The organism is Aeromicrobium sp. JJY06 (assembly GCF_044069275.1).
Taxonomy (GTDB): Bacteria; Actinomycetota; Actinomycetes; order Propionibacteriales; family Nocardioidaceae; genus Aeromicrobium; species Aeromicrobium tamlense.
In genome coordinates this window covers 2,006,538-2,031,078 of the sequence record NZ_JBIMRD010000001.1, presented here as the reverse complement: position 1 = coordinate 2,031,078, position 24,541 = coordinate 2,006,538, and the positions used below count along the sequence as shown (strand labels likewise).

General features: G+C 70.9%; 20 protein-coding genes and 1 tRNA gene. 11 read left to right on the top strand and 10 right to left on the bottom strand.

Annotated features, from left to right (window positions below; genetic code table 11):
* Positions 1-68: 68 nt before the first annotated feature.
* Positions 69-1,199, top strand: coding sequence for an alanine dehydrogenase (gene ald / locus ACGWYL_RS09900; RefSeq protein ID WP_395487077.1), 1,131 nt, complete (start codon positions 69-71; stop codon positions 1,197-1,199).
* Positions 1,200-1,234: 35 nt separating this feature from the next.
* Positions 1,235-1,441, top strand: coding sequence for a hypothetical protein (locus tag ACGWYL_RS09895; RefSeq protein WP_395487076.1), 207 nt, complete (start codon positions 1,235-1,237; stop codon positions 1,439-1,441).
* On the opposite strand, the gene ACGWYL_RS09890 is transcribed toward ACGWYL_RS09895, so the two are convergent.
* The gene (locus tag ACGWYL_RS09890; RefSeq protein ID WP_395487075.1) at positions 1,431-2,024 is read right to left on the bottom strand and encodes a helix-turn-helix domain-containing protein; all 594 of its coding nucleotides are present in this window, start codon (positions 2,022-2,024) and stop codon (positions 1,431-1,433) included. The genes ACGWYL_RS09895 and ACGWYL_RS09890 overlap by 11 nt on opposite strands.
* 65 nt (positions 2,025-2,089) lie before the next feature.
* Between ACGWYL_RS09890 and ACGWYL_RS09885 the strand changes: the two genes are divergently transcribed.
* The gene (locus ACGWYL_RS09885; RefSeq protein WP_395487074.1) at positions 2,090-2,698 is read left to right on the top strand and encodes an SAM-dependent methyltransferase; all 609 of its coding nucleotides are present in this window, start codon (positions 2,090-2,092) and stop codon (positions 2,696-2,698) included.
* On the opposite strand, the gene ACGWYL_RS09880 is transcribed toward ACGWYL_RS09885, so the two are convergent.
* The gene (locus ACGWYL_RS09880) at positions 2,679-3,656 is read right to left on the bottom strand and encodes a YeiH family protein (RefSeq protein ID WP_395487073.1); all 978 of its coding nucleotides are present in this window, start codon (positions 3,654-3,656) and stop codon (positions 2,679-2,681) included. The genes ACGWYL_RS09885 and ACGWYL_RS09880 overlap by 20 nt on opposite strands.
* Positions 3,657-3,726: 70 nt before the next feature.
* Between ACGWYL_RS09880 and ACGWYL_RS09875 the strand changes: the two genes are divergently transcribed.
* A complete protein-coding gene (locus ACGWYL_RS09875) occupies positions 3,727-4,644 on the top strand; it encodes a LysR substrate-binding domain-containing protein (protein WP_395487072.1) in 918 nt (305 codons plus the stop codon).
* Positions 4,645-4,671: 27 nt separating this feature from the next.
* Entirely contained in the window at positions 4,672-6,090 is a 1,419-nt protein-coding gene (locus tag ACGWYL_RS09870) for an NAD-dependent malic enzyme (protein ID WP_395487071.1), read from the top strand.
* 9 nt (positions 6,091-6,099) lie between these two features.
* Here the strand turns inward: ACGWYL_RS09870 and ACGWYL_RS09865 are convergent, their stop codons facing one another.
* On the bottom strand, positions 6,100-7,338 hold the full coding sequence (locus tag ACGWYL_RS09865) for an alpha-hydroxy-acid oxidizing protein (RefSeq protein ID WP_395487070.1): 1,239 nt from the start codon (positions 7,336-7,338) through the stop codon (positions 6,100-6,102).
* Positions 7,339-7,368: 30 nt separating this feature from the next.
* Here ACGWYL_RS09865 and ACGWYL_RS09860 point away from each other — a divergent pair, with 30 nt between their 5' ends.
* Positions 7,369-7,974: a DUF998 domain-containing protein gene (locus tag ACGWYL_RS09860; protein WP_395487069.1), complete on the top strand. Its 606-nt coding sequence runs from the start codon at positions 7,369-7,371 to the stop codon at positions 7,972-7,974.
* Here the strand turns inward: ACGWYL_RS09860 and ACGWYL_RS09855 are convergent.
* Complete coding sequence (locus ACGWYL_RS09855; RefSeq protein WP_395487068.1) at positions 7,928-8,689, bottom strand: PaaX domain-containing protein, C- domain protein; 762 nt, start codon at positions 8,687-8,689, stop codon at positions 7,928-7,930. The two genes, ACGWYL_RS09860 and ACGWYL_RS09855, sit on opposite strands and share 47 nt — an antisense overlap.
* A gap of 62 nt (positions 8,690-8,751) precedes the next feature.
* Between ACGWYL_RS09855 and ACGWYL_RS09850 the strand changes: the two genes are divergently transcribed.
* Complete coding sequence (locus tag ACGWYL_RS09850; RefSeq protein WP_395487067.1) at positions 8,752-10,380, top strand: acyl-CoA dehydrogenase family protein; 1,629 nt, start codon at positions 8,752-8,754, stop codon at positions 10,378-10,380.
* Positions 10,381-10,383: 3 nt separating this feature from the next.
* Positions 10,384-11,148, top strand: a complete 765-nt coding sequence (locus tag ACGWYL_RS09845; RefSeq protein WP_395487066.1) for a crotonase/enoyl-CoA hydratase family protein — start codon at positions 10,384-10,386, stop codon at positions 11,146-11,148.
* A 358-nt stretch (positions 11,149-11,506) separates the two neighbouring features.
* On the opposite strand, the gene ACGWYL_RS09840 is transcribed toward ACGWYL_RS09845, so the two are convergent.
* The 4 genes from ACGWYL_RS09840 to ACGWYL_RS09825 all read right to left on the bottom strand — a co-directional run bounded on the left by ACGWYL_RS09840 (position 11,507) and on the right by ACGWYL_RS09825 (position 17,115).
* Positions 11,507-12,025 (bottom strand): GNAT family N-acetyltransferase, encoded by a 519-nt coding sequence (locus ACGWYL_RS09840; protein WP_395487065.1) that lies wholly within the window; start codon positions 12,023-12,025, stop codon positions 11,507-11,509.
* Between the two features lie 59 nt (positions 12,026-12,084).
* Positions 12,085-13,461 (bottom strand): hypothetical protein, encoded by a 1,377-nt coding sequence (locus ACGWYL_RS09835; RefSeq protein WP_395487064.1) that lies wholly within the window; start codon positions 13,459-13,461, stop codon positions 12,085-12,087.
* Between the two features lie 79 nt (positions 13,462-13,540).
* Positions 13,541-13,617 (bottom strand) — tRNA-Met (locus ACGWYL_RS09830).
* A gap of 66 nt (positions 13,618-13,683) precedes the next feature.
* Positions 13,684-17,115 carry a bifunctional proline dehydrogenase/L-glutamate gamma-semialdehyde dehydrogenase gene (locus ACGWYL_RS09825; RefSeq protein ID WP_395487063.1) on the bottom strand — a complete coding sequence of 1,144 codons (3,432 nt, stop codon included), beginning with the start codon at positions 17,113-17,115 and terminating at the stop codon, positions 13,684-13,686.
* An 81-nt stretch (positions 17,116-17,196) separates the two neighbouring features.
* Here ACGWYL_RS09825 and ACGWYL_RS09820 point away from each other — a divergent pair, with 81 nt between their 5' ends.
* On the top strand, positions 17,197-18,096 hold the full coding sequence (locus ACGWYL_RS09820; RefSeq protein ID WP_395487062.1) for a LysR substrate-binding domain-containing protein: 900 nt from the start codon (positions 17,197-17,199) through the stop codon (positions 18,094-18,096).
* A 9-nt stretch (positions 18,097-18,105) separates the two neighbouring features.
* Here the strand turns inward: ACGWYL_RS09820 and ACGWYL_RS09815 are convergent, their stop codons facing one another.
* Positions 18,106-19,062 carry a TerC family protein gene (locus ACGWYL_RS09815; RefSeq protein WP_395487061.1) on the bottom strand — a complete coding sequence of 319 codons (957 nt, stop codon included), beginning with the start codon at positions 19,060-19,062 and terminating at the stop codon, positions 18,106-18,108.
* 399 nt (positions 19,063-19,461) lie between these two features.
* Between ACGWYL_RS09815 and poxB the strand changes: the two genes are divergently transcribed.
* A complete protein-coding gene (gene poxB, locus ACGWYL_RS09810) occupies positions 19,462-21,177 on the top strand; it encodes a ubiquinone-dependent pyruvate dehydrogenase (protein ID WP_395487060.1) in 1,716 nt (571 codons plus the stop codon).
* Positions 21,178-21,196: 19 nt separating this feature from the next.
* A complete protein-coding gene (locus ACGWYL_RS09805; protein ID WP_179425874.1) occupies positions 21,197-21,664 on the top strand; it encodes an aminoacyl-tRNA deacylase in 468 nt (155 codons plus the stop codon).
* A gap of 19 nt (positions 21,665-21,683) precedes the next feature.
* On the opposite strand, the gene ACGWYL_RS09800 is transcribed toward ACGWYL_RS09805, so the two are convergent.
* Entirely contained in the window at positions 21,684-24,518 is a 2,835-nt protein-coding gene (locus ACGWYL_RS09800) for a UPF0182 family protein (RefSeq protein ID WP_395487059.1), read from the bottom strand.
* Positions 24,519-24,541: the final 23 nt, after the last annotated feature.

Here is a 24,541-nt window from a genome sequence, read left to right as displayed (position 1 = left end):
GGACTCGCGTGCCCACCTCCGCGATCGCCGGTAGCGTGAGGTGGGTCACACGAGGAGAGGCAAAGGCCGTGAGGATCGGTGTCCCGCAGGAGATCAAGAACCACGAGTACCGCGTCGCGATCACGCCTCTTGGCGTACGCGAGCTGACCAGTCGCGGACACGAGGTGCACATCCAGACCGGCGCGGGGGTCGGCTCGTCGATCAGCGACGAGGACTACGTCGCCGCGGGCGCCACGATCGTCGGCGACGCGGAGGCCGCGTGGGGCACCGACGGCGGGATGGATCTCGTGCTGAAGGTGAAGGAGCCCGTCGAGGCGGAGTACCACCGGATGCGCGAGGGCCAGCTGCTCTTCACGTACCTGCACCTCGCGGCCGACCGCCCACTGACCGAGGAGCTGCTCACGCGGAAGATCACCGGTGTCGCCTACGAGACGGTCACCGGCGCCACCGGCGGGCTGCCGCTGCTGTACCCGATGAGCGAGGTCGCGGGCTGCCTCGCTCCGCAGGTCGGGGCGCACGCACTGATGAAGGCGCAGGGCGGTCGCGGCGTACTCCTCGGCGGGGTGGGCGGCGTCGCGAACGCGAAGGTCGTCATCATCGGAGCCGGCGTCTCGGGGCAGAACGCGGCCAACATCGCGCTCGGCATGGGCGCCGACGTGACGCTGCTCGACACCGACCTCGACAAGCTGCGGATGAGCTTCTGGCGGTACGACAACCGCGTCCACGGGCTCGCGTCGTCGATGCTGGCCATCGAGCAGCAGGTGCTCCAGGCCGATCTCGTGATCGGCGCCGTGCTGCTGCCCGGCGCCGCCGCGCCGAAGCTGGTGACCAACGAGCTGGTCTCGCGGATGAAGCCCGGATCCGTCCTGGTGGACATCGCGATCGACCAGGGCGGCTGCTTCGAGGACTCGCACGCCACCACCCACGACGACCCGACCTTCACCGTGCACGGCTCGACGTTCTACTGCGTCGCCAACATGCCCGGCGCGGTCCCGAACACCTCCACCTACGCGCTGACGAACGCGACCCTCCCCTACGTGATCGCGCTCGCCGAGCACGGCTGGGTGGACGCCATGCGCGCCGACGCCGGCCTTGCGCAGGGTCTCAACACGCATGCCGGCGAGGTCACCCACGCCGGCGTCGCGGCGGGCGTCGGGCTCGATTCGGTCGAGGTTGAGTCGGTGCTCGCCTCCGCCTGACGCGTCGCGCGGGCGCGAGCGGGTACGTCCCTCACATGAGCGACTCGACCCTCTATGCCGCCCTCGCCGCGACCCTCATCGCCACCGGCTGGCTGCTGCCGATGGGCGTGATCCGGACGATGGCCACGCACGAGGTCGACCGCACCCCCGGCATGCGGAACCTCGCGCGGATCTCGCTCGCCCTCGGCTGCATCTCAGCGATCGCCTGCCTCGTCATCGCGATCGTCATCCTCAGTCGGTAGCCAGTCTGCGGTTCGGCGCCACCCTGAGGTGGGCGCGCTCCCCCTGCTTGCCGACGAGGCTGAGGAACTCGACGGGCCCGGCGCTCGTCGCGCCGAACCAGTGCGGGGTGCGGGTGTCGAACTCGACGGCCTCGCCCGGCTTGAGGACGATGTCGTGCTCGCCCAGCACGAGCCGCAGCCGACCGTCGAGGACGAAGGCCCAGTCGTAGCCCTCGTGCGTGCGCAGCTCGGGCTCGTCGTCGTCGCGACCGGCGGGCAGCACGAACTTGTAGGCCTGGATGCCGCCCGGGCGGCGGCTCAGCGGCACGATCGTCCGCCCGTCCTTCGTCGCGAGAGGCTTCAGGGTGACGCGCGGATCGCCGGTCGGCGGGGCGTCGACGAGTTCGTCGAGGGTCACGCCGTGCGACTTCGCGAGCGGGAGGAGCTGCTCGAGCGTGGGACGGCGCAGTCCCGCCTCGAGACGCGAGAGGGTGCTGGTCGAGATGCCGGTCTCGGCGGACAACTCGCTCAGCGTGACGTCGCGCCGCTGGCGCAGCTCCTTGAGCCGAGGCCCGACGGCATCGAGCGTGCGATCGATCTCCATGGCCCCAGTTTGCCATTCGGCAACAAAGGTTGCCGAATCGACGACCCGCGGGTCATGGTCGATGCATGGACCACACCTTCGACGACCACTACTGGAACGACATCTGGACGGGCGACCGCGCCGTCGCGATGAGCACGAGCGAGCCGAACCCCCACCTGCAGCGCGAGACGCGCGACCTCGAGCCCGGGACGGCACTCGACGCGGGCTGCGGCGCCGGAGCCGAGGCGATCTGGCTGGCGAGCCGAGGCTGGACCGTGACGGCTGCCGACATCTCCCCCGCGGCGCTCGCCTTCGGGGAGGAGCGTGCCGCGGCCGCCGGACTCGCCGGGCAGGTGGAGTGGTTGAGCGCCGACCTCTCCACGTGGACGCCCGGCACGACGTACGACCTCGTCACGACGCACTACGCCCACCCTGCGATGCCGCAGCTGGAGTTCTACGACCGCATCGCCCGGTGGGTCGCGCCCGGCGGCACGCTGCTCATCGTGGGACACCTCCACGGGCACGACTCGCCGGACGAGGCCTCCGCAACCGCCGCGAACATCACCGCCCGCTTCGACTCACCCGAGTGGGAGGTCGTGAAGGCCGAGGAGTCACAGCGGACGGTCACCGGGCCCGGCGGACACGAGACCGTCCTTCACGACGTCGTCGTCCGGCTCACGCGGTCAGCTGGATGAGCGCGAGCGAGGTTCCGGCCGCGACGGCGGTCGAGAGCGTCGCCAGGAGAAGCGCCCGCACCGGGACCGGCCACAGCTCGCGACCGCGGATCCCGAGGCCCAGCCCGAACATGCCCGCCGCCAGGAGCACGTTGGTCACAATGCCGGAGAAGGCGACCGCAGAGTCCGGCAGCACGCCGACGCTGCGGACGACGACCGCGATCATGAAGCCGACGACGAACCACGGGAGCAGCGGCGTGCTCGCATCCCGAGCGGCCTCGCTGCGCCGTGCGACGAGGATCGACATCGGGGCGAGCATCGCCACCCGACCGAGCTTCACGGTCGTCGCGAGAGCCACGGCGCCGCCGCCCAGGACGGACCCGGCCGCCACCACCTGGGCGACCTCGTGGATGCTGGCGCCCGCCCACACCGCCGTCTGGCCGTCGTCGAGACCGAGGACGTGGCCCGCCCACGGGATGAGCGCGATCATCAGCGATCCGAAGACCGTGACCAGGGCTACCGCGAGGCCGACGTCGCGCTGACGTGCGCGCACGGTGTCGGACACCGCCGCGATCGCCGCTGCGCCGCAGATCGAGAAGCCGGCGGCGAGCAGTGTCACGAAGCGTGCCTCCAGTCCCAGCCGCCGGCCGACGGCGAGCGTCCCGTAGTAGGTCACGAGCACGGTCGCCACGACCACGGCCACTCCGCCGGCGCCGATGCCGATCACCGCGTCGAGCGGCAGCTTCAGTCCCAGCAGGACGACGCCCCATCGGAGCAGCAGCTTCGTCACTCGATCCTGCCCGTGCATGAGAGACAGGTCCGCCAAGCGCGTGTTCGTGACGACGACACCGATGACGAGGGCGACCAGCAGCGGGCTTGCGAGGGGGAACGCCACGTTCACGGCGGTCGCCAGCGCGGCCGCGGCGACCACCGGAACGAGCCGGGACCCGGACGTGCGGACGTCGGTCATCAGGGCCATGTCTCGACCCTCGCCGAGCCGACCCGTCGCCAGTAGACCCCAAGTTCCAGGCGGGGTATAAACAGAGGTGATGACTCCCGACCTCGACCTGGAGACCCTGCGCCTGCTCGTGGCCCTCGGCGAGTTGGGCAGCCTCAGCGCCGCGGCCCAGTCTCGGGAGGTCAGCCAGCCGGCCGCGAGCGCGCGACTGCGGGCGTTCGAGGCGCGCTGGCGCGTCACCGTGGCCGAACGATCTCCTCGCGGAACCACCCTCACCACCGACGGGCTGGCGATCGTCACCTGGGCCCGAGGGGTGCTGCACGAGGTGGACCTCATGCGGTCCGCGCTCACGGCCATGAGCCAGGAGCGGCACGCCGAGCTCGACGTCGCCGCGAGCCTGACCATCGCCGAGTTCATCCTTCCGCGCTGGCTGGGCGAGCTGCGCCACGTCTCCCCCGACGTGAGGCCGCGCCTGCACGTCGTCAACAGCGAACGTGTCGCCGACCTCGTCCGGTCGCGCACCGTGGACGTCGGCTTCATCGAGAGCGCGGCCGTGCCGCGTGACCTGGCCCACCGGCTCGTCGGCTCGGACCAGCTCGCGGTGGTCGTCGAGCCCCGGCACGCCTGGGCCCGCCGCAGCACGCCGGTCCCCCACGCCGCACTGCGCGACGAGGCGTGGGTGCTCCGCGAGCCCGGCAGCGGCACCCGCAGCACGTTCGAGCGCGCCCTGCGCCTCGAGCCGCGGCTCGCGATGGAGGCCGACTCGACCACGGCACTCGTCGGCGCCGCTCGCGCCGGAGTCGGGGCGGCGGTCGTCTCGCGACGCGCGGTCGTCGCCGAGCTCGAGACCGGGCGGCTCGTGGAGGTCGAGACCGACCTCGACCTGTGGCGCCCGCTCACGGCGATCTGGCTGGCCGACCGCCGGCTGCCCGACTCGGTCGACGCCCTTCTGCGGATCGCCCGCTCGGGAACGACCACCCGCGTGCACGCCGCTCCGACTCGCGAGTAACGGGGATTGCAGGGTAGAAACGCTGTCGTGTCTGCTCCCGGAGTGTCCAACTCGATCACCGTCCGCCTCACCGTTCCTGCCGGCGGCTCCGGCGTGAGCGCGCTGAGCGCGTGCGTCGAGGAGGCCGGTGGGCTCGTCACCGCGCTCGACGTGACGGGCTCGGGCGTCGACGTGCTGCAGATCGACCTCACGTGCGCGGCGTCCGAGGGCGACGGGGCCGCCGAGCGCGTGGTCGACGCCCTGCGCCACCTCGAGGACGTCGAGATCCTCAAGGTCTCCGACCGGACGTTCCTCATGCACCTGGGCGGGGTCATCGAGACCGCCTCGAAGCACCCGCTGCGGAACCGCGACGACCTCTCGATGATCTATACGCCCGGCGTCGCCCGCATCTGCAACGCGATCGCCGCCGACCCCGAGGACGCGCGCCGGCTCACGGTCAAGCGCAACAGCGTCGCCGTGGTCAGCGACGGCTCGGCGGTCCTCGGCCTGGGCAACATCGGCCCGTACGCGGCTCTGCCCGTCATGGAGGGCAAGGCGGCGCTGTTCAAGTCGTTCGCAGGCATCGACGCCTGGCCGATCGTGCTGGACACGCAGGACGTCGACCAGATCGTCGAGACGGTCTCGGCGATCGCGCCGGGCTTCGCGGGGATCAACCTCGAGGACATCTCGGCGCCACGCTGCTTCGAGGTCGAGCGTCGGCTGCGCGAGCGACTCGACATCCCGGTGTTCCACGACGACCAGCACGGCACGGCGATCGTCGTCCTCGCAGCGCTGACGAACGCGCTGCGCGTGGTGGAGAAGGAGCTCGCGCACGTGCGCATCGTGCTCGCCGGCGCGGGTGCCGCGGGCACGGCGATCCTCAAGCTGCTGCTGACCGCCGGCGCGCGCAACGTCGTGGTCTGCGACGTCGACGGCGTCGTCCACCGCGGCCGCGAGAACGACCACGAGTCGCTGCGCTGGATCGCCGAGCACACCAACCCCGACGACGTCACGGGCACCCTCAAGGAGGTCCTGCCCGGCGCGGAGGTCTTCATCGGCGTCAGCGCCCCGAACATCATCGACGGCGACGACGTCGCGGCCATGGGCGAGGACGCCATCGTGTTCGCACTGGCGAACCCGACGCCCGAGATCGACCCGGCCGTCGCCCGTCGCACCGCCCGCGTCGTGGCGACCGGCCGCTCGGACTACCCCAACCAGATCAACAACGTCCTCGCGTTCCCCGGCACGTTTCGCGGCCTGCTCGACGCCCAGAGCCACGACATCCCCGCCGGCGCGCTCGTGGCCGCGGCCGAGGCCATCGCCGACGCCGTCACCCACGGCGAGCTCAACGCGAACTACATCATCCCGAGCGTCTTCCACCCCGGCGTGCACCACGCCGTCGCGAAGGCCGTCCAGGACGCCGCCGACCCCAGCTTCACGTTCACGGAGTTCGGCGACTCCTGGTGAGACGGCCGGCTAGGGCCGGCTGAAGGGGACGAGGCGGCGCAACTGGGTGACGTGGGCGGGCTCGAGCTCCGCGATGGAGGAGGCCCCGAGCAGCTTCATCGTGCGCACGATCTCCGTCTCGAGGATCTCGATCGTGCGGTCCACGCCCTGGCGCCCGCCCGCCATCAACCCGTAGAGGTAGGCGCGGCCGATCATGGTGAAGTCCGCCCCGAGCGCCATGCACGCGACGATGTCGGCGCCGTGCATGATCCCGGTGTCGACGCCGATCTCCAGGTCGGCGCCCACCTCGCGCACGACGTCGGGCAGGAGATGGAACGGGACCGGGGCGCGGTCCAGCTGGCGGCCGCCGTGGTTGGACAGCACGATGCCGTCCACCCCGCGGTCGGCCAGGGCGCGCGCATCCTCGAGGTTCTGCACTCCCTTGACCACGATCCTCCCCGGCCACAGGCCACGGATGACGTCGAGGTCGTCATAGGAGATCGTCGGGTCCATCGCGGCATCGAGCAGCTCGCCCACGGTGCCGCCGGTGGAGCTGAGGGAGGCGAACTCGAGCTTCGGTGTGGTGAGGAAGTCGTACCACCACCACGGTCGGACGGCCGCGTTGAGGATGGTCTTCAGGGCGATCTGCGGCGGGATCGAGAACCCGTTCCGGCGGTCGCGCAGACGAGCCCCGGCGACGGGCGTGTCGACGGTGAACTGCAGGGTGTCGAAGCCGGCAGCGGCCGCCCGGCGCGTCAGGTCGTACGAGATCTCCCGGTCACGCATGACGTACAGCTGGAACCAGTTCCGGCCGTCCGGATTGGCCGCCTTCACGTCCTCGATCGACGTCGTGCCCAGCGTGGAGAGCGTGAACGGGATGCCCGCGGCGCCCGCCGCACCGGCGCCGGCGATCTCCCCCTCGGTCTGCATGAGGCGGGTGAAGCCCGTGGGCGCGATCGCGAACGGAAGCCGCGACGGCCCGCCGAGGATCGTGGTCGAGGTGTCCACCGAGACAGCGGGTCGCAGCACGCGCGGGTGGAACTCGACGTCCTCGAACGCCTGCCGAGCCCGCGCCAGGGACAGCTCGTTCTCGGCCGCGCCGTCGGTGTAGTCGAAGGCGGCACGCGGCGTCCGACGCGCCGCGATGCGCCGCAGGTCGTGGATGGTCAGCGCGGCGTCGAGCCGTCGCTGCTTGGCGCTCCAGACCGGCTTCTTGAAGCGGAGGAGGTCGAAGACCTCCCTCGGACGCGGCAGCTGACGTTGGGCCATGACTCAACCTCTCACGGCTACGGTTGACGGATGCCGACCGCTTCCCGCTGGGGCGCCCTGGCGCTCGTCGCGCGTCCGCTCTACATCGCGACGGAGATCTTCGTCGCCGCCGCGGTGATCGGCGACTACAGCCTCCTGGCCGACACCGTGAGCAGACTGGGCGAGAGCGGCTGCGCGCCCGACTACTGCTCGGTCCGCCACGCCTGGATGAACGGATCGTTCGTGGCGTTCGGCCTGCTGCTGGCCGGCAGTGCGGTGACGCTGAGCCGTCGGCTCGGCCCGTGGGCGACGGGCCTGCTGGTGGTCTCGGGACTGAGCTCGGTCGCGACGGGCCTGACGCCACAGGATCAGCACCCCACCGCCCACGTGATCGCCGCGACCCCTCTGTTCGTCGCCCAGCCGGCAGCGCTCGTGGCGCTGGCGTTCCGCATCCGCGACGAACAGCCGATCCTGGCGCGCGTGATGCTGGGCGGTGGCGTGGTCACCGGCGCCGGCGCCGCGGCGTTCATCCTGGCCGGGGACGAGTACGCGGGCCTGTTCGAGCGCCTCGCCCTGTGGCCCGTGGTGATCCTGCTGTCCGCCTACGGCGTCAGGGCCCTTCGCCGTCCAGTCCCGGTGACGCGGGAGGTGTCCTGAGCAGGGCGAGCCGGTGGAGCTCGTCCTGGTAGGCGCGATAGGCGTCGCGCAGGTCGGCCGCGGGCCAGTGCGACGGGCGCAGGGCCGCCGGCAGCAGCGGATCGGTGCTGAGGTGGTGCACGAGCATCGCGGCCGCAGCGAGGCGAGATGCCGGCTCCCGGACGCTCGCGAGCCGGTCCAGCAGTTCTTCACCCTCACGCGCCCAGCCGCCGAGGTCCCACAGGCGCGCGGTCAGCTCCTCGGGATCCTGCTCCGGCGTCGCCCTGAAGGTCCGCAGCACGGGGTCGACCGGGGACGCACGGGTGAGGTTCGCCGGACGGGTCCAGACGCCCTCCCGCAGCTCCGCGAGACGGCGGGCCGCCAGCGCGTCGCGAAGGGAGGCGCGCTCCGCACCCGAGCGGCCGGAGACGACCACGATCGCCATCTCCCACGTGCCGTCCCAGGCCGTCTCGGCGTCCCGCACGGCCTCGTCCTGGTGCTGCTGGCGTCGCAGCAGGCGGTCGCCGAGTCGGTAGCCGGCGTCGGTGCGCCGCAGGTCGCCGTCGGCCACGGCGCGGGTGACCGCGACGCGCACCGTCGAGGGCGCGATGCCGAAGTATTGGCCGGCACGGGTGAGATCGGCCGGCGTGAACGGCTCCGGGTGCGCGCCGAGCACCAGGCTCAGGACCGTCGACCGCGCGGAGAGCGACGCGGGAGCGACACGCTGGGAAGCCACGGCCCCATCCTCGCACGCTACGCATCTGGACACGACTGTTGTCGAATATGTAACATCACGGCATGACGAGTGCCACGCACGAGGTGTTCAACCAGGTCCCCCCGCTGGTGGGGCACAACACGGCGGCGGATCCCGCGCTGCGCGAGGGTCTCGAGCGCGAGGGCGCCGGCTGGGCGCTCCCCGAGATCGACGAGCTGGGCCGGCTGGCCGGCACGACCGAGGCCCAGGACTGGGGCCGGCTCGCCGAGCGCGTGCCGCCGCGCCTCCACACGCACGACCGCTACGGACACCGCGTGGACGAGGTCGAGTACGTCCCGGCGTACCACCAGCTGATGCGCACCGCGGTCGAGCACGGCCTCCACGGAGCGCCGTGGGCCGACGACCGTCCCGGCGCGCACGTCGCCCGCGCGGCCAAGTTCTTCACCTGGAACGTCGACGCCGGCCACGGCTGCCCGATCTCGATGTCCTACGCCGTCGTTCCCGCCCTGCGCGCCAACCCCGAGCTCGCCGCGCGGTTCGAGCCGCTGCTGACGAACCGCGAGTACGACTTCGGCCTGCGCGACCCCGAGACGAAGCGCGGCCTGATCGCGGGCATGTCCATGACCGAGAAGCAGGGTGGCTCCGACGTCCGCGCGAACACCACCACGGCCACCCGGCAGCCGGACGGCACCTACGTCCTGCGCGGGCACAAGTGGTTCACCAGCGCGCCGATGAGCGACCTGTTCCTCACCCTCGCGCAGACGCCCGCCGGAGTCTCGTGCTTCCTCGTGCCGCGCGTCCTGCCCGGCGGCGAGCGGAACGCCATGCGGTTCATGCGCCTCAAGGACAAGCTGGGGAACCGGTCGAACGCCTCGTCGGAGATCGAGTACGACGCCGCCGTCGCGTGGCTCGTCGGCGAGGAGGGCCGCGGCGTCCGCACCATCGTCGAGATGGTCAACATGACGCGCCTCGACTGCGTGATCGGCTCCGCCTCGGGCATGCGCTCGGCGCTCACGATGGCCGCCCACCACGCCCGGCACCGGTCGGCGTTCGGGAAGCGGCTGGTCGACCAGCCCGCGATGCGCAACGTGCTGGCCGACCTGCAGGTCGAGTCGGAGGCAGCGACCACGGCGATGCTGCGGCTCGCGGGCGCCAACGACCGGGCCACGCGCGGCGACGAGGGCGAGGCTGCCCTGCGCCGCATCGCGCTCGCCGTCACCAAGTACTACGTCTGCAAGCGCGCGCCCTCCATGGTGAACGAGGCGCTGGAGTGCCTCGGCGGCAACGGGTACATCGAGGACTTCGACGTCGCGCGCATCTACCGAGAGATGCCGCTGCTCTCGATCTGGGAGGGCTCGGGGAACGTCGCGGCGCTCGACGCGCTGCGCGCCATGACCAAGGAGCCGTACACGCTCGACGCGTTCTTCGCCGAGGCCGAGCTGGCGAGCGGGGCGGACCGCCGGTACGACGCCGCGGTCGACCGGCTCAAGAAGGAGTTCACCTCGTTCGACGACCTCGAGTTCCGCGCCCGCCGCATCGTCGAGCAGATGGCCCTCGTGTTCCAGGGCAGCCAGCTCGTCCGGCACGCGCCGGCCGCGGTCGCGGACGCCTTCACCGGCTCGCGCCTCGACCGCGACTGGGGCGGCGCCTTCGGCACGCTCCCCCCCCGCGCCGACGTCGCCGAGATCATCGACCGCGCGATGCCGGCCTGAACGATGTCCGTCACGATCACCCGGGACGGCCCGGTCACGACGATCGGGATCGCGCGGCCGGAGGCCCGCAACGCCGTGGACCGGGCCACCGCGGAGGCGCTCGTCGAGGCGTTCGCGGCCTTCGACGCCGACACGGAGGCCAGCGTCGCGGTGCTGCACGGCGAGGGCGGGACGTTCTGCGCCGGAGCAGACCTGAAAGCGCTCGCCGCCGGTGACCCCAACCGGTTCGAGCCCGACGGCGACGGACCCATGGGACCCACGCGGATGCGGCTCGGCAAGCCCGTCATCGCGGCGATCGAGGGTCACGCCGTCGCCGGCGGCCTCGAGCTGGCGGTCTGGGCCGACCTGCGCGTCGTGGCGCAGGACGCGGTGCTCGGCGTCTTCTGCCGGCGCTGGGGCGTGCCGCTCATCGACGGCGGCACGGTCCGCCTGCCGCGTCTCATCGGCACGAGCGTCGCGATGGACCTGATCCTCACCGGACGCGCGGTCGAGGCCGACGAGGCCCTGCGCATCGGCCTGGCCAACCGCGTCGTGCCGCCGGGCGAGGCCCTCGCCGCCGCTCAGCAGCTCGCGCGCGAGATCGCCGCGTTCCCGCAGACGTGCCTGCGCGAGGACCGCCTCTCGGTGATCGAGCAGGAGGGTCTCGACGAGCAGGCGGCGCTGGCCGCCGAGTACCGCCACGGCGTCGTGTCCATCGACGCCGGCATGGTCGCCGGGGCGACCCGGTTCGCCGAAGGCGCCGGCCGCCACGGCGCCTTCGACGACTGAACTCTTCTCGCCCTCACACCGACGTGCCCGAGGTCGGCAACCGGACCACCTCGGCGGACGTCCTTCCCCTGGCGCAAGACTTCGGCGACAAGTCTCTCGATCAGGCGGTCGTAGTCATCGTGCTCGACCAGAACCTCCGAGATCGAACTCCTCTGCAATGACGGGTCCGTGGCTCGCCGTGCTGCGGTCGTTCCGCTGACACACCAAGCATCGGGCCGAATCCGTGCGGCGAAGGTGCATCAGCATCGGACTCGCAGCTCGCGCTCCATCAGAGCTGCGACAAGCTGTGGCAACGACAGCTGCCGTGAAGCTCGTGGCGGGTGGCCACGGCCGAGATCGACCGTGGCCACCGTCGGATTCACATGGCGGCAGCGGCCGGCTCTCGGCCGGTCAGTGCCAGCAGCTCGTCCCCGTCGATGCGGTAGGTCTCCCACACGTCCATCTGGTCGCCGCCGTGACTGACCAGGGCGCTGCGCAGGGGGTTGCTGCTGATCACCTGCCCCTCCAGACGGGTGTAACCCTGATCGACGGCGAGTCGTGCGAGCTCGGTCATCAGGATCAGACCCGTGCCCTGGCCCCTGGCCTCAGGGTCCACGTAGAAGTCCTCGACGTGGATGCCCGGCGCGGCGTCCCAGGTCGAGTACGTGCGGTACCAGAGCACCATCCCGGTGATGCGCCCGTCCCGTTCGGCCACGTGAGCCTTCAGGGTGGGATCGGTTCCGAAGAGCTGGATGCGCAGGATGGGCCAGGTCATCCGGCAGGATTCACCTTCGCCATGGAAATCGGCGAGGGCCTGGATCATCTCGGCCAATCTGGGCACGTCGGTCACGAGGGCCGGACGGACGTGGGTGGATGGGGAACGGGGGTTGTTCTTCATCAGGTGTCCTTTCACGGGGACGGAGCAGGTGATCCGTCCTGTGTGTCGGGACATTGCCATCAACGGTCTGATGAGCCATAGGGGCTGTGCAGCAACTGGACTCGCCGGACGAAGCGTTCGGCGTCCTCGCCCGGCGTCGGCACACAGATCGTGGTGGCGACGGACGCATCGAGACCCAGGGCAGTCTGCGCCTCGTCGTCGATCAGCAGCTTCGCCTGCTGAGCCTGGGCGGGCCTGAAGACGGCGACGAAGGCCCAGTCCGCCAGTCGTCCCCATCGCACGCTGGGAAACATCATCTCCAGGCGCCGGGCGACGACGAACATGGTCTCGTCCTCACGGGCTTGAGCGTCTGCGGGGAGAACGTCCACGCGGACTGCTGCGTGCCTGCTCGTCGTGGCAGCGCGCAGGAGCTCGATGGTCTCGCGCTGATTGAGGGTCTGCGTGGCGGGGTCGTGACCGGCGAGGGCTCCGGAGATCGAGGGGAACGACGACGTGCTCACGCTGGACCGCACGGGCCGCAGCATCACCACCCAGTCGCTCCGTCCTGTTCGCGAGGTGGGATCGACCCGGTGGATGTGGGCGGAGGTGCGCATGCGCCCACCCACGAGGTCGAGGTCGATCCGCTCGCCATCCTCGAAGGGAAGCGGGCGACCGAGAATGTCCGCTGCCGTGAGCTCGCGTTGTGACCGCTCTCCCGTGATCAGCTCGATGAGCCGATCGGCTGGTCCATTCCAGTCCTTGAGCCGGCCCAAGTGGTCGAACACGAACAGGAAGACGCCGATGGCGTTGAGCAGACTGTCGGCACGGGCTCGCGACGTGCTCCAATCGTCCGGGTGGCGCGCGACCCAGACGGCGAAGAGGGCGGCCAGGACGAGCACGAAGTGCGTCTGCTCGCTGGCTGAGACCTCCATCGCGATGATCGCGATCACCAGGATCTGGGACGTGAGGACGAAGATCCGAACGCGACGCTGAGGGTGCCGTTGACGGATGTTCAACGTCAGGATCACGCTCAGCAGCAGGGCGAAGCAGTAGGCCGCGTGGACGATGAACGGCGCGGTGCGACGGAACTCGGCCGAGGTGAGGTCCGGGTACACCACCAGGCGGACGAACACGATCACGATCGGCTCGATGAAGAACACGATCGTGACGAGGGTCGGTATCGACCATCGACCCGACACGAGGCGCTGGGCAGCCACGAAGGCGGCGGCGGCGGCGGAGGCGGCGGCCGCGAGGATGCAGGCGTTCGCGCTGGCGTTCGGGCCAGGGTCCGCGTAGTTCCACGCAGCACCGACCGACCAGAAGGCCGCGGCCAGGCACAGGATGGCGATCGGTCGCGCGGCAGCGGAGGCCCGCACCGGCAGTAGGAGGCACGCAGCGACCAGAGCGATGGAGGCTGCAGCCAGACTCGCTCCGATCACCTGCTCATTGTCGCGCATGGTCACCGAGCGCGGGCCCGATGGCCCCACAGACAAGCGATCAGGCCCGGAATCCAATGGATTCCGGGCCTGATCTTCGTGGTAGCGGGGGCAGGATTTGAACCTGCGACCTCTGGGTTATGAGCCCAGCGAGCTACCGAACTGCTCCACCCCGCGTTGCTCGGACAACTCTACCGGAGGGAGTGGAGGGACCCCAAATCGGGGTCCCTCCCCTCGCCGTCCTCAGATGAGGTCGTCGGTCAGGTGGTTCGGCGTGCCGAACCGGTGGGCGGTGATGCTGACGGCCTGCTCGTGGACGAACGGGAGCAGCTCCACGTGGCCCGCTTCGGTGGGGCGCGCCGCCCAGATCGCGAGGTCGGGCTTGCCGCCGGTCTGCTGCGCCACCGTCGTGCGGCTGCCGCCGACGAGGCGGACCCGGCCGTCGGTGAGGTGCGAGGCCATCGCGGTCCACGCCGCGTCGTCCTCGACCAACACCGAGACGCCGAAGGCGCGCAGCGCGGCGTGGACCGCGTCGGGCACCTCGAACGCCGACGAGACCTGCAGCGGAGCGCCGGAGGTGAGGCCGGCGCCGATCACGCGGAGGCCGTCGGCCAGCTGGGCGTCGGCGGCCAGGCGGACGTGCACCCGCGTCGGCACGTAGCGCAGGATGTTGCGCTCGGCGAACAGGTTCGAGACGTCGCGGGCGACGCCGAACTCCTCACGCCACGCCACCGCGTCGCTGCTGAAGCCACGCTCCAGGAACGCGAGGTCGTCCGCCGGCAGGTGCGCCTCGCGGGCCGCCTGCAGCAGCCGCTCGGCGCGTGCGTCGAGGCTCGCCTTGACGGTCGAGCGGGACCGCTCCCAGTCGCCGAGTCCGAACAGGTAGTGCGGGCCGCCCGCCTTCGTGCCGGCGCCGATGGCCGACTTCTTCCAGCCGCCGAACGGCTGACGCCGCACGATCGCGCCGGTGGTGCCGCGGTTCACGTAGAGGTTGCCCGCCTGGACGCCGTCCAGCCAGACCGCGATCTCGGCCGGGTCGAGGGCGTGCAGGCCGGCGGTCAGGCCGTAGTCGACCTGGTTCTGGATCTCCAGCGCCTCCTCCAGCGTCTCGGCGGTCATGATGCCCATCACCGGCCCGAAGTACTCGGTCAGGTGCGTGGTCGAGCCGCGCTTCACGCCGACGCGGACGCCGGGCGACCACAGCTGACCGGCCTCGTCCAGCTTCTTCGGCTCGACGAGCCACCGCTCCCCCGCGTCGAGCTGAGTCAGGCCGCGCAGCAGCTTGCCGCTCGCGGGCTCGATCAGCGGACCCATCTGGGTCTGCGGGTCCGACGGCCAGCCGACCGTCAGCGACGTCACGGCGTCGACGAGCTGCTCGCGGAAGCGCTTCGACGTCGCTACCGAGCCGACCAGGATGACCAACGAGGAAGCCGAGCACTTCTGGCCCGCGTGGCCGAAGCCCGACGCGGCGATGTCCTTGGCGGCCAGGTCGAAGTCGGCCGACGGCGTCACGACGATCGCGTTCTTGCCGCTCGTCTCGGCCAGCAGCGGCAGGTCGGGACGGAAGCTGCGGAACAGCTCGGCCGTCTCGTAGGCGCCCGTCAGGATCAGGCGTTCGACGCGCGGGTCGGACACGAGACGCTGGCCGAGGTCGGACTCCTCCACGTGCACGAGGTGCAGGACCTCACGCGGCACCCCGGCCTCCCACAGGGCCTCGACCATCACCGAGCCGCAGCGCGCGGCCTGCGGCGCCGGCTTGATGACGACCGCGGAGCCGGCGGCCAGTGCGGCGAGCGTGGAGCCCGCCGGGATCGCGACCGGGAAGTTCCACGGCGGGGTCACCACGGTCAGTCGCGACGGCACGAACGTGGCGCCGTCCACCGAGTCCAGCCGGCGCGCGAGGTGCGCGTAGTAGCGCGCGAAGTCGATCGCCTCGGACACCTCCGGGTCGCCCTGGTCGAGCGTCTTGCCCGCCTCGGAGGCCATGACCTCCAGCAGGTCGGCGCGACGCTGCTCCAGCCGAAGCGCGGCGCGCTCGAGGATCTCGGCGCGCTCGGTGGCCGGACGGCGACCCCACGCGTGACCCTCGACGACGGCGCCGGCGACGATCGCCTCGAGGGCGTCGGCGTCGGTCACGGTGTGCTCGGCGACGAGGTCCTTCCCGAGGGCGGAGTCGGCGACCTTCGCGAGGATCTGGCGGCCCCATGAGCGGTTCGCCGGCAGCGACGGGTCGGTGTCGGGGGTGTTCTCGAACGGCGCACCGATCGGGGTCTCCTCCACCGAGGCGAGGCGGTTCTGCCGGCGGTTCGGCGCGGGCACCGAGTCGTCGAGGGCGGCCAGCGAGGCGAGGAAGCGCTGCTGCTCTCGCTCGAACAGCTCGGTGCTGTCGTTCAGCTCGAACACGGCCGACATGAAGTTGTCGTGGCTCGCGCCCTCCTCGAGGCGGCGGATCAGGTACGCGATCGCGACGTCGAAGTCCTTCGGGTGCACGACCGGCGTGTACAGCAGCAGTCCGCCGACCTCACGGCGCACGACCTCGGCCTGGCTCTGCGCCATGCCCAGCAGCATCTCGATCTCGACGCCGTCGCGGACGCCGCGCTGACCGGCGAGCAGCCACGCGTGGGCGAGGTCGAACAGGTTGTGGCCGGCCACGCCGATGCGCACGTTCCGGACGCGCTCGGGGTGCATCGACCAGTCCAGGACGCGCTTGTAGTTCGTGTCCGACTCCTGCTTCGACGACCACGTCGCGAGCGGCCAGCCGTGCAGCGAGGCGTCGACGCGCTCCATCGGCAGGTTGGCGCCCTTCACGACGCGCACCTTGATGCCCGCGCCACCACGGGCCCGGCGGGCCGCCGACCACTCCTGCAGCTGGATCATCGCGCGCATCGAGTCGGGCAGGTAGGCCTGCAGCACGATGCCGGCCTCGAGGTCCTCCAGGCCGGGGGTGTCGAGGATCTTGGTGAAGACCGCGATCGTCAGGTCGAGGTCGTGGTACTCCTCCATGTCGAGGTTGATGAACTTCGGCGTCGCGGCCGCCGCGGCCTGGCGGTACAGCGGCATGAGGTTCTCGGCGACGTGGTCGACGGCCTCGTCGAACGCCCACGGCGAGTGCGGCGGCACGGTGGACGACACCTTGATCGACACGTAGTCGACGTCGGGACGCGCGAGCAGGTCGTGCGTGCCCTTCAGGCGGCGGGCGGCCTCGCGCTCCCCGAGCACGGCCTCGCCGAGCAGGTTGATGTTGAGGCGCACGCCCTCGCCGCGGATCTCGGCGATGCTGCGACCGAGCTTCCCATCGGTCGCGTCGACGATGAGGTGGCCCACGAGGGAGCGCAGCGCGCGCTGCACGACCGGGATGACCAGGCGCGGCACGAAGCGGCCGGCGAACGCGCCGAGGCGCACGGCGTTGCGCAGGTGCCACGGCAGGAAGGCCGGCACGTCCGACGCCAGCACGGCGAAGTTCCGCGCCGCGATCCTCGGGTCCTCCGGACGGATCACGCCGTCGATGAAGCCCACGGTGAAGTCCAGGCCCTTCGGGTCCTTCAGCAGACCGGCGAGCTGCGCGCCCGCCTTGTCGGCGGGCACCTTCGCCGCCTCGGCGAGCCAGTGGCGCACGAGCGCCACCGACTCCTCGGCCAGCGCGTCGGTCGGAGGGGGAGCGAGATCGGGGGTCATGCCGCCAGTCTGAGTCGCCCAGCCGTTAAGGTAAAGCGATCTTTTGTGACGGATATCGGTCAGATTCAGTGAAGGATGAACATGCTCGACGTACGCCGCCTCCGCCTCCTGCGCGAGCTGCAGATCCGGGGCACGCTGGCCAGTGTCGCGGCCGCCCTGCACCAGAGCCCGTCGTCGGTCTCGCAGCAGCTCTCGCTGCTCGAGCAGGAGGTCGGCGTCGAGCTGCTGAGGAAGGTCGGGCGCCGCGTCCAGCTCACGCCGCAGGCCGAGATCCTGGTCGAGCACACGTCGGCCGTGCTGGAGCGGCTGGAGCGGGCCGAGTCCGACCTCGCGGCCTCGCTCGACGAGGCGACGGGCACGTTCCGGCTGGCCGTGTTCCAGTCCGTCGCGCTCGCGCTGATGCCGGCGACGCTGTCGATCCTCGAGACCGAGCACCCGCGGCTGCGCGTGACGATGACGCAGCGCGAGCCCGAGTCGGCCCTGTACGAGACCTGGGCGCGCGAGTTCGACCTCGTGATCGCCGAGAAGTACCCCGGGCACAACACGCCGTGGCACCCCGAGCTGGACGCCGTCGACCTCACCACCGACGAGGTCCGGCTCGCCGTGCCGCCCGCGGGCAGCCGTTTCGGCGACATCACCTCGATCGCCGGGGCCGCGCGGGCGCCGTGGGTCATGGAGCCGTCCGGGGTCGCCTCGCGCCACTTCGCCGAGCAGGCGTGCCGGGTCGCCGGATTCGAGCCCGACGTCCGCTACGAGACCGCCGACCTCCAGGCCCAGATCAGCCTCATCGAGTCGGGCCACGCCGTGGCACTGCTGCCCGACCTGCTGTGGCTGAACCGCACGCCGCCGGTGACGCTGCACCGGCTCGCGGGCCGGCCCCGCCGCACGATCTTCACGTCGGCGAGGCGGGCCTCGGCCCACTCCCCCGGCGTCACGGCCACCCGCCAGGCGCTGTCGCGCGCCGTGGCGGAGGGCCGGTGACGCCAGCGGTCATCGAGTGACCACCTGGTCGCGCCGCGTCTTGACCAGGCTGGCCACGGTCACGACTGTCAGGACGACCGCGATCACGATCAGGCTCAGCCACGTCGGGATCTCCGGGACCGAGGCCGACACGTCCACGTGCGCCCAGTGCAGGATGAGCTTCACGCCGATGAAGGTCAGGATCAACGACAGCCCCGCCGAGAGGTAGACGAGCCGGTCCAGCAGTCCGCTGACCAGGAAGTACAGCGCCCGCAGACCCAGCAGCGCGAAGGCGTTGGCGACGAAGACGATGTACGGCTCCTGGGTCACCCCGAAGACGGCCGGGATGGAGTCCAGGGCGAACAGCAGGTCGACGCTGCCGATCGCCAGGAGCACGATCAGCATCGGGGTCACCATGGTCCGCCCGTCGACCCGCGTGACGATCCTGCCGTCGACGAAGTCGTCGGTGACGGGGAGGACGCGCCGGGCGAGCCTCACCACGGCCTGGTTCTCGATGTCGGGGTCCTCGCCGTGGTGGCGGTACATCTGCACGGCCGTGTAGATCAGCAGGACCCCGAACAGCAGGAACATGAAGGAGAACAGCGAGATCAGGGCCGCCCCGGCGAGGATGAAGAGCGCTCGCATGACGAGCGCCAGGATGATGCCGAACGTGAGCACCTTGTGCTGGTGCCGGTCCGGCACCGCGAAGGTGGACATGATCACGACGAACACGAAGAGGTTGTCCACCGACAGGCTCTTCTCCAGCACGTAGCCGGCGAAGTACTCGGTGCCGAGGGTCGTGCCGTACGCCCAGGTGAACCACACGCCGAAGGCGATCGCGATGGCGACGTAGAACGCCGACCACGCCGCCGCCTCGCGGAACCCGACGTGGTGCGGCTTGCGCCACCCGCGGACGAGGTCCAGGGCCAGCAAGCCGACGATGACCGCGATCGTCACGGCCCAGGTGACGCCGCTGATCTCGGTCATCGGTGCGTCCCTCGGTCGAACCCCGTCCGGGCGCGGTGGCGTCCATGGTGACTGCGGTACCGACGAACGTCGGCCACCGCCATCCACACCACTGCGCCGCCCCAGACGACCGCGCCGATGATGGCGATCGCCTCCACTGCGCCGACGTCGCCGTCCAGCGCGAACCAGGACGTACCGGGGGATGTCAGGAATGACGTACTCATCACGAGCCTCCATCGAGTCGTTGCACGATGAAGGTCTTCTCCAGCCCCCGAGGGCCCCGCGCGCCGGGTCTGAGCCGTAGTGACGACCACGCGGTGGAGGAGTACTCCCCTTCCTTGCCCATCAGGTTACCTCCCATCGACCAGACCTGCCGCCCCTCGAGGTGTGGCACCCCGCTCGCGGCCCTAGCGTCGAGACATGGCCACCATCGCGAAGAACATCGTCGACACCCTCGAGGCCAACGGCGTCCAGCGCGTCTACGGCATCCCCGGCGACTCCCTCAACGGCTTCACCGACGCGCTGCGCACGTCGGGCGTGGAGTGGGTCCAGGTCCGCCACGAGGAGGCCGCCGCGTTCGCCGCGGCCGGCGAGGCGGCCACCACCGGACGGCTCGCCGTGTGCGCCGGCAGCTGCGGTCCGGGCAACCTCCACCTCATCAACGGCCTCTACGACGCCAACCGCTCGCGCGTGCCGGTGCTGGCCATCGCGGCGCACATCCCGACCTCCGAGATCGGCACCACCTACTTCCAGGAGACCCACCCACAGGAGCTCTTCCGCGAGTGCAGCGTCTACGTCGAGCACGTCTCGAGCCCCTCGCAGATGCCGCGGATGATGCGCATCGCCATGCAGACGGCGATCGAGAAGCAGGGCGTGGCCGTGCTGGTGGTCCCCGGCGACATCGCGCTGATGGAGGCGCAGGACGACGCGATCACCGTGCTGCGTCCGTCCGAGTCGCGCGTCATCCCGTCCGACGCCGAGCTGCAGCGCGCGGCGCACCTGCTCCAGGGGAAGGTCACGATCCTCGCCGGGGCGGGATGCGAGGGCGCCCACGACGAGCTCGTCACGATCGCCGACCACCTGGCCGCGCCGGTCGTGCACGCGCTGCGCGGCAAGGAGCACGTCGAGTGGGAGAACCCGTACGACGTCGGCATGACCGGCCTGCTCGGCTTCGCGTCGGGCTACCGCGCGATCGAGGCGTGCGACGTCCTGCTCATGCTCGGCACCGACTTCCCCTACCCCGACTTCTTCCCGCCGAAGGCGAAGATCGTCCAGGTCGACGTGCGCGGCGAGCAGATCGGCCGGCGGACCCCGGTGGACCTCGGCCTGGTCGGCACGGTGCGCGACACGGTGCAGGCGCTGCTGCCCCTGCTGAACCGCACGTCCGAGCTCGACCACCTCGAGGACTCGCGCCAGCACTACCTCAAGACCCGCGAGAAGCTCGACGACCTCGCCACGCCGGTGAAGAAGGGGCGGGCCCAGCACCCGCAGTTCGTCGCCCGCGCGATCGACGAGGCGGCCGCCGAGGACGCCGTCTTCCTGCCCGACGTGGGCTCCCCCGTCATGTGGGCCGCGCGCTACCTGCACATGAACGGCCGGCGCCGGCTGATCGGCTCGTTCAGCCACGGCTCGATGGCCAACGCCGTCTCGCAGGCGATCGGCGTGCAGGCGGCGCACCCGGGCCGCCAGGTCGTCGCGCTGTCCGGTGACGGTGGCCTGACGATGATGCTCGGCGAGCTCATCACGCTCGTGCAGGAGGAGCTGCCGGTGAAGGTCGTCGTCTTCGAGAACAGCTCGCTCAACTTCGTGGAGCTGGAGATGAAGGCCGCCGGCTTCGTCAACTGGGGCACCGGACTGCGCAACCCCGACTTCGCCGAGGTCGCCCGGGCCATCGGCATGCACGGCGCCCGCGTCGAGCGGTCGGAGGACCTCGCTCCCGCGCTCGAGGAGGCCTTCGCGCACGACGGTCCCGCGCTGGTCAACGTGATCACCGAGCGCCAGGAGGTCACGATCCCGCCGTCGGTCAAGGCGTCGCAGCTGAAGGGCTTCTCGCTCTACGCCCTGCGCACGGTGATGTCCGGCCGCGGCGACGAGATCGTCGATCTCGCGAAGGCCAACCTCCGCCAGGTGCTCTGAACGGACCTAGGCTCGGCACATGAGCGAGGAACGCGCGATCGCCGCCCTGGACGCCGCGGGCGTCGCCCACACCGTCACCCGACACGGGCAGGTGGGCTCGCTCGCCGAGGCCGCCGCGGCACGCGGGGTCGACCCCGACCGCATCGTCAAGACGCTCGTGGTGCGCCGCTCCGGCGACGAGTACCTGTTCGTCCTGGTGCCCGGCGACCGGCAGATCAGCTGGCCCAAGCTGCGCGGCCTGCTGGGCGTCTCACGGCTCTCGATGCCTCCGGCCGAGGACGCCTTCGCGGCCACCGGCTACGAGCGCGGCACCATCACCCCGTTCGGCGCGAGCCACGCCTGGCCCGTGATCGCGGACGAGACCGTGCAGGGCACGATCTCGCTCGGCGCCGGCGCGCACGGCGTCGCCGTGACCGTGGAGGCCGCCGACGTGATCGCCGCGCTCGACGCGACGGTGGCCGACGTCACCGACTCCCCCACCGCCTGAGCGGTGGGGGCGCCGGCGATCACTCCCCGAGGAGTCGCTGCGCGGCCTCGAGGGCCTCGGCCATCGAGTCGATGCGAGCCTGGTACGTGGCCAGGTCGCCGTCCTCGAGCGCGGCCTGCGCCTGGTCGTAGAAGCGCGACGCGTCGGCCAGGTACTGCTCGGCCGTCTTCGTCTCGCCGCCGGCATCGCCACCGGCGTCACCGTCCGGCGTCGGCTCCTCCGGCGGAGGCGTGGCGTTCGGCTCCAGACCCAGCGCCGAGCGCAGCGCCTCGTCGAGGGTCTGGCCCACGCCCACGCCGTCGCCGAACGTGGCGGTGATGAGCTGGAGCACCGGGTACGAGCCCTCGCCCACGCGCTGGATGTAGATCGGCTGCACGTAGAGCATGGCGCCGCCGACCGGCAGGGTCAGCAGGTTGCCGCGCAGGATCCGCGTGTTCTGCGACTGCTCGTACTGCAGCAGCGCCGCTCGCACGCCGGCGTCGGACTCGAACTGGGCCGCGATCTGGTTCGGGCCGCCGACGCGCGTGTCGCTCGGCAGCTCGAGGATCTGCACCTTGCCGTAGTTCTCGGTGTCGGACGCCTCGGAGTTCACGCTCATGAACGACGCCAGGTTCTGCCGGTTGTTGGGCAGGTAGACGCTGGTCAGGCTGAAGCGCGAGGCCTCCTCGCCGGGACGGCTCATCGAGAGGTAGTACGGCGGCTGCTTCGTGTTGCCGGAGGCCGAGGGGTCCTCGGGGATCTTCCAGCGCTCGCCGTCCTCGTAGAACGTCTGGGCGTTGGTCACGTGGTAGCGGCTGAGCACGTCGCGCTGCACCTTGAACAGGTCCACGGGGTAGCGCAGGTGCTGCAGCAGCGACTCGCTGATCTCGGACTTGGGCTCGACGACGTCGGGGAACACCTTGGACCACGTCTTGAGGATCGGGTCCTCGGTGTCCCACTCGTAGAGCTTCACGGTGCCGTCGTAGGCGTCGACGACGGCCTTCACCGAGTTGCGCATGTAGTTGACCTGGTCAGTCGGCAGCGCGATCTGGCTGGCGCCGTCGGTGAGCGTGTCGCTGGTGGCCTCGTTGAGCGAGCGCGACTCCGAGTAGGGGTAGGAGTTGCTCGTCGTGTAGCCGTCGACGATCCACACGACCCGGCCGTCGACGACCGCGGGGTACGTGTCGCCGTCGAGCGTCAGCCACGGGGCCACCTTGCGGACGCGATCGCGCGGGTGACGGTCGTAGATGATCTTGGAGTTGCTGTTGACGCGGTCGGACAGCACGATCTTCGGCTCGGCGAACTTGAACGCGTAGAGCACCTGGCGGAACAGCGAGCCCATCTCCACGCCGCCCTTGCCGTCGTACGTGTTGGCGGTGGAGTCGCCGTCGGTGCCGTCGCCCTCGTCGGAGCCGCCGCCGCGCGGCGTGTCGACCTCGATCGGGTTGGCGCCGTCGGGACGGCCCACGATCGAGTACGACGGCGACTTCTCGCCGAAGTAGATCCGCGGGGCCTTCTCGAACTCGAGCTCGCCGGTGGGCGGGATGTCCTTGGCGACCCACACGGGCTCACCCTGGGAGCCGCGCTTGTTGCCGTACGCGGCGATCACGCCGTAGCCGTGGGTGTAGACGGTGTGGTCGTTCGACCACGTGCGCTGCGTGGACTGCAGGCCGTCGAGGTCGACCTCGCGCGCCGCGATGATGACGTCCTGCGGCTGCGGGTCGTCGCCGATCGCGTAGCGGTCGACGTCGAGCGTGCTCTGCACCGTGTAGTAGCCGCGCACCTGCTGCAACTGCTGGAACGCCGGCGAGATGAGCGTGGGGTCGAGCAGTCGGGTGCTGACGCGCGACTCGGCCGACGCGTTGAGCTCCTGCGGCGTCAGCTCGGTCTTGGCCGAGTAGTCGGCCGTCTCGACGTCGGCGACGCCGAACGCCTCGCGCGTGCCGTCGATGTTCTTCTCCAGGTACGGGCCCTCGCGGTCGGGCTCGGACGGGTTGACCTGGAACTGCTGCATGATCGCGGGCCAGGCGGCACCGATCAGCAGCGACGTCAGGAACCACAGGCCCAGGCCCAGCGCGGGCAGGGTCCACGAGCGCAGGAAGATCGTGGAGAAGAACATCAGGGCGCACAGGATCGCCACGACCATGAGGATGTTCTTGGCGGGGATCTCGGCGTTGGCGGCGGTGTAGGTGATGCCGTCGAACAGACCCGACGTGTCGTAGGACAGCGCGTAGCGGTCGAGCCAGTAGTTGGCGGCGCGCACGAGCATCGCGAGGCCGACGAGGACCGCGACCTGCACCTGCGCGGCGCGGCTGAAGCTCGGGCCCTTGTTGCCCAGGCGGATGCCGCCGAAGACGTAGTGGACGAAGACCACCGCGATGGCCGAGATCAGCAGCAGCGCGAACACGAACGAGACGATGAACTGCAGCCACGGCATGTCGAAGACGTAGAAGCCCACGTCCTTGCCGAAGTGCGGGTCCTTCGTGCCGAACGGCTCGCCGTTGCGCCACAGCTGGAAGGTCTCCCAGCGGCTGCTGCCGATGATGCCGGAGAAGAAGCCGACGAAGGCGGAGACGGCGATCAGCGCCCACTTCGCGATCGGCGTGATCGCCATGCGGTAACGGGCGGCGGGGTCGTCGCGTCGCAGGCCCAGCGGGTTCGGCCGGTTGCGGTGCGCGAGCCAGACGTTGGCGCCCACGACGAGCGCACCGAACAGGGCGAACACCACGAAGAGCGCCGAGCGCGTCAGCAGGACGGTGGTGAAGACGCCCTGGAAGTCGACCGAGCCGTACCAGAGCCGCTCGGTCCACAGGCTCACGAACAGCGAGCCCAGGACCAGCAGGGCCGCCAGCGTGACGATGGTCGGGATCAGCACCCTCCGCCCGCGGTCGGAACGCG

Coding starts and splice junctions, on each gene's coding strand:
- ACGWYL_RS09845 (WP_395487066.1), top strand. CDS start 10,384: ATGTCCGTCACGATCACCCGGGACGGCCCGGTCACGACGATCGGGATC.
- ACGWYL_RS09820 (WP_395487062.1), top strand. CDS start 17,197: ATGCTCGACGTACGCCGCCTCCGCCTCCTGCGCGAGCTGCAGATCCGG.
- ACGWYL_RS09890 (WP_395487075.1), bottom strand. CDS start 2,024: ATGGAGATCGATCGCACGCTCGATGCCGTCGGGCCTCGGCTCAAGGAG.
- ACGWYL_RS09840 (WP_395487065.1), bottom strand. CDS start 12,025: ATGAAGAACAACCCCCGTTCCCCATCCACCCACGTCCGTCCGGCCCTC.
- ACGWYL_RS09860 (WP_395487069.1), top strand. CDS start 7,369: ATGCCGACCGCTTCCCGCTGGGGCGCCCTGGCGCTCGTCGCGCGTCCG.
- ACGWYL_RS09805 (WP_179425874.1), top strand. CDS start 21,197: ATGAGCGAGGAACGCGCGATCGCCGCCCTGGACGCCGCGGGCGTCGCC.
- ACGWYL_RS09875 (WP_395487072.1), top strand. CDS start 3,727: ATGACTCCCGACCTCGACCTGGAGACCCTGCGCCTGCTCGTGGCCCTC.
- ACGWYL_RS09835 (WP_395487064.1), bottom strand. CDS start 13,461: ATGCGCGACAATGAGCAGGTGATCGGAGCGAGTCTGGCTGCAGCCTCC.
- ACGWYL_RS09825 (WP_395487063.1), bottom strand. CDS start 17,115: ATGACCCCCGATCTCGCTCCCCCTCCGACCGACGCGCTGGCCGAGGAG.
- ACGWYL_RS09880 (WP_395487073.1), bottom strand. CDS start 3,656: ATGGCCCTGATGACCGACGTCCGCACGTCCGGGTCCCGGCTCGTTCCG.
- ACGWYL_RS09850 (WP_395487067.1), top strand. CDS start 8,752: ATGACGAGTGCCACGCACGAGGTGTTCAACCAGGTCCCCCCGCTGGTG.
- ACGWYL_RS09885 (WP_395487074.1), top strand. CDS start 2,090: ATGGACCACACCTTCGACGACCACTACTGGAACGACATCTGGACGGGC.
- ACGWYL_RS09895 (WP_395487076.1), top strand. CDS start 1,235: ATGAGCGACTCGACCCTCTATGCCGCCCTCGCCGCGACCCTCATCGCC.
- ACGWYL_RS09815 (WP_395487061.1), bottom strand. CDS start 19,062: ATGACCGAGATCAGCGGCGTCACCTGGGCCGTGACGATCGCGGTCATC.
- ACGWYL_RS09865 (WP_395487070.1), bottom strand. CDS start 7,338: ATGGCCCAACGTCAGCTGCCGCGTCCGAGGGAGGTCTTCGACCTCCTC.
- poxB (WP_395487060.1), top strand. CDS start 19,462: ATGGCCACCATCGCGAAGAACATCGTCGACACCCTCGAGGCCAACGGC.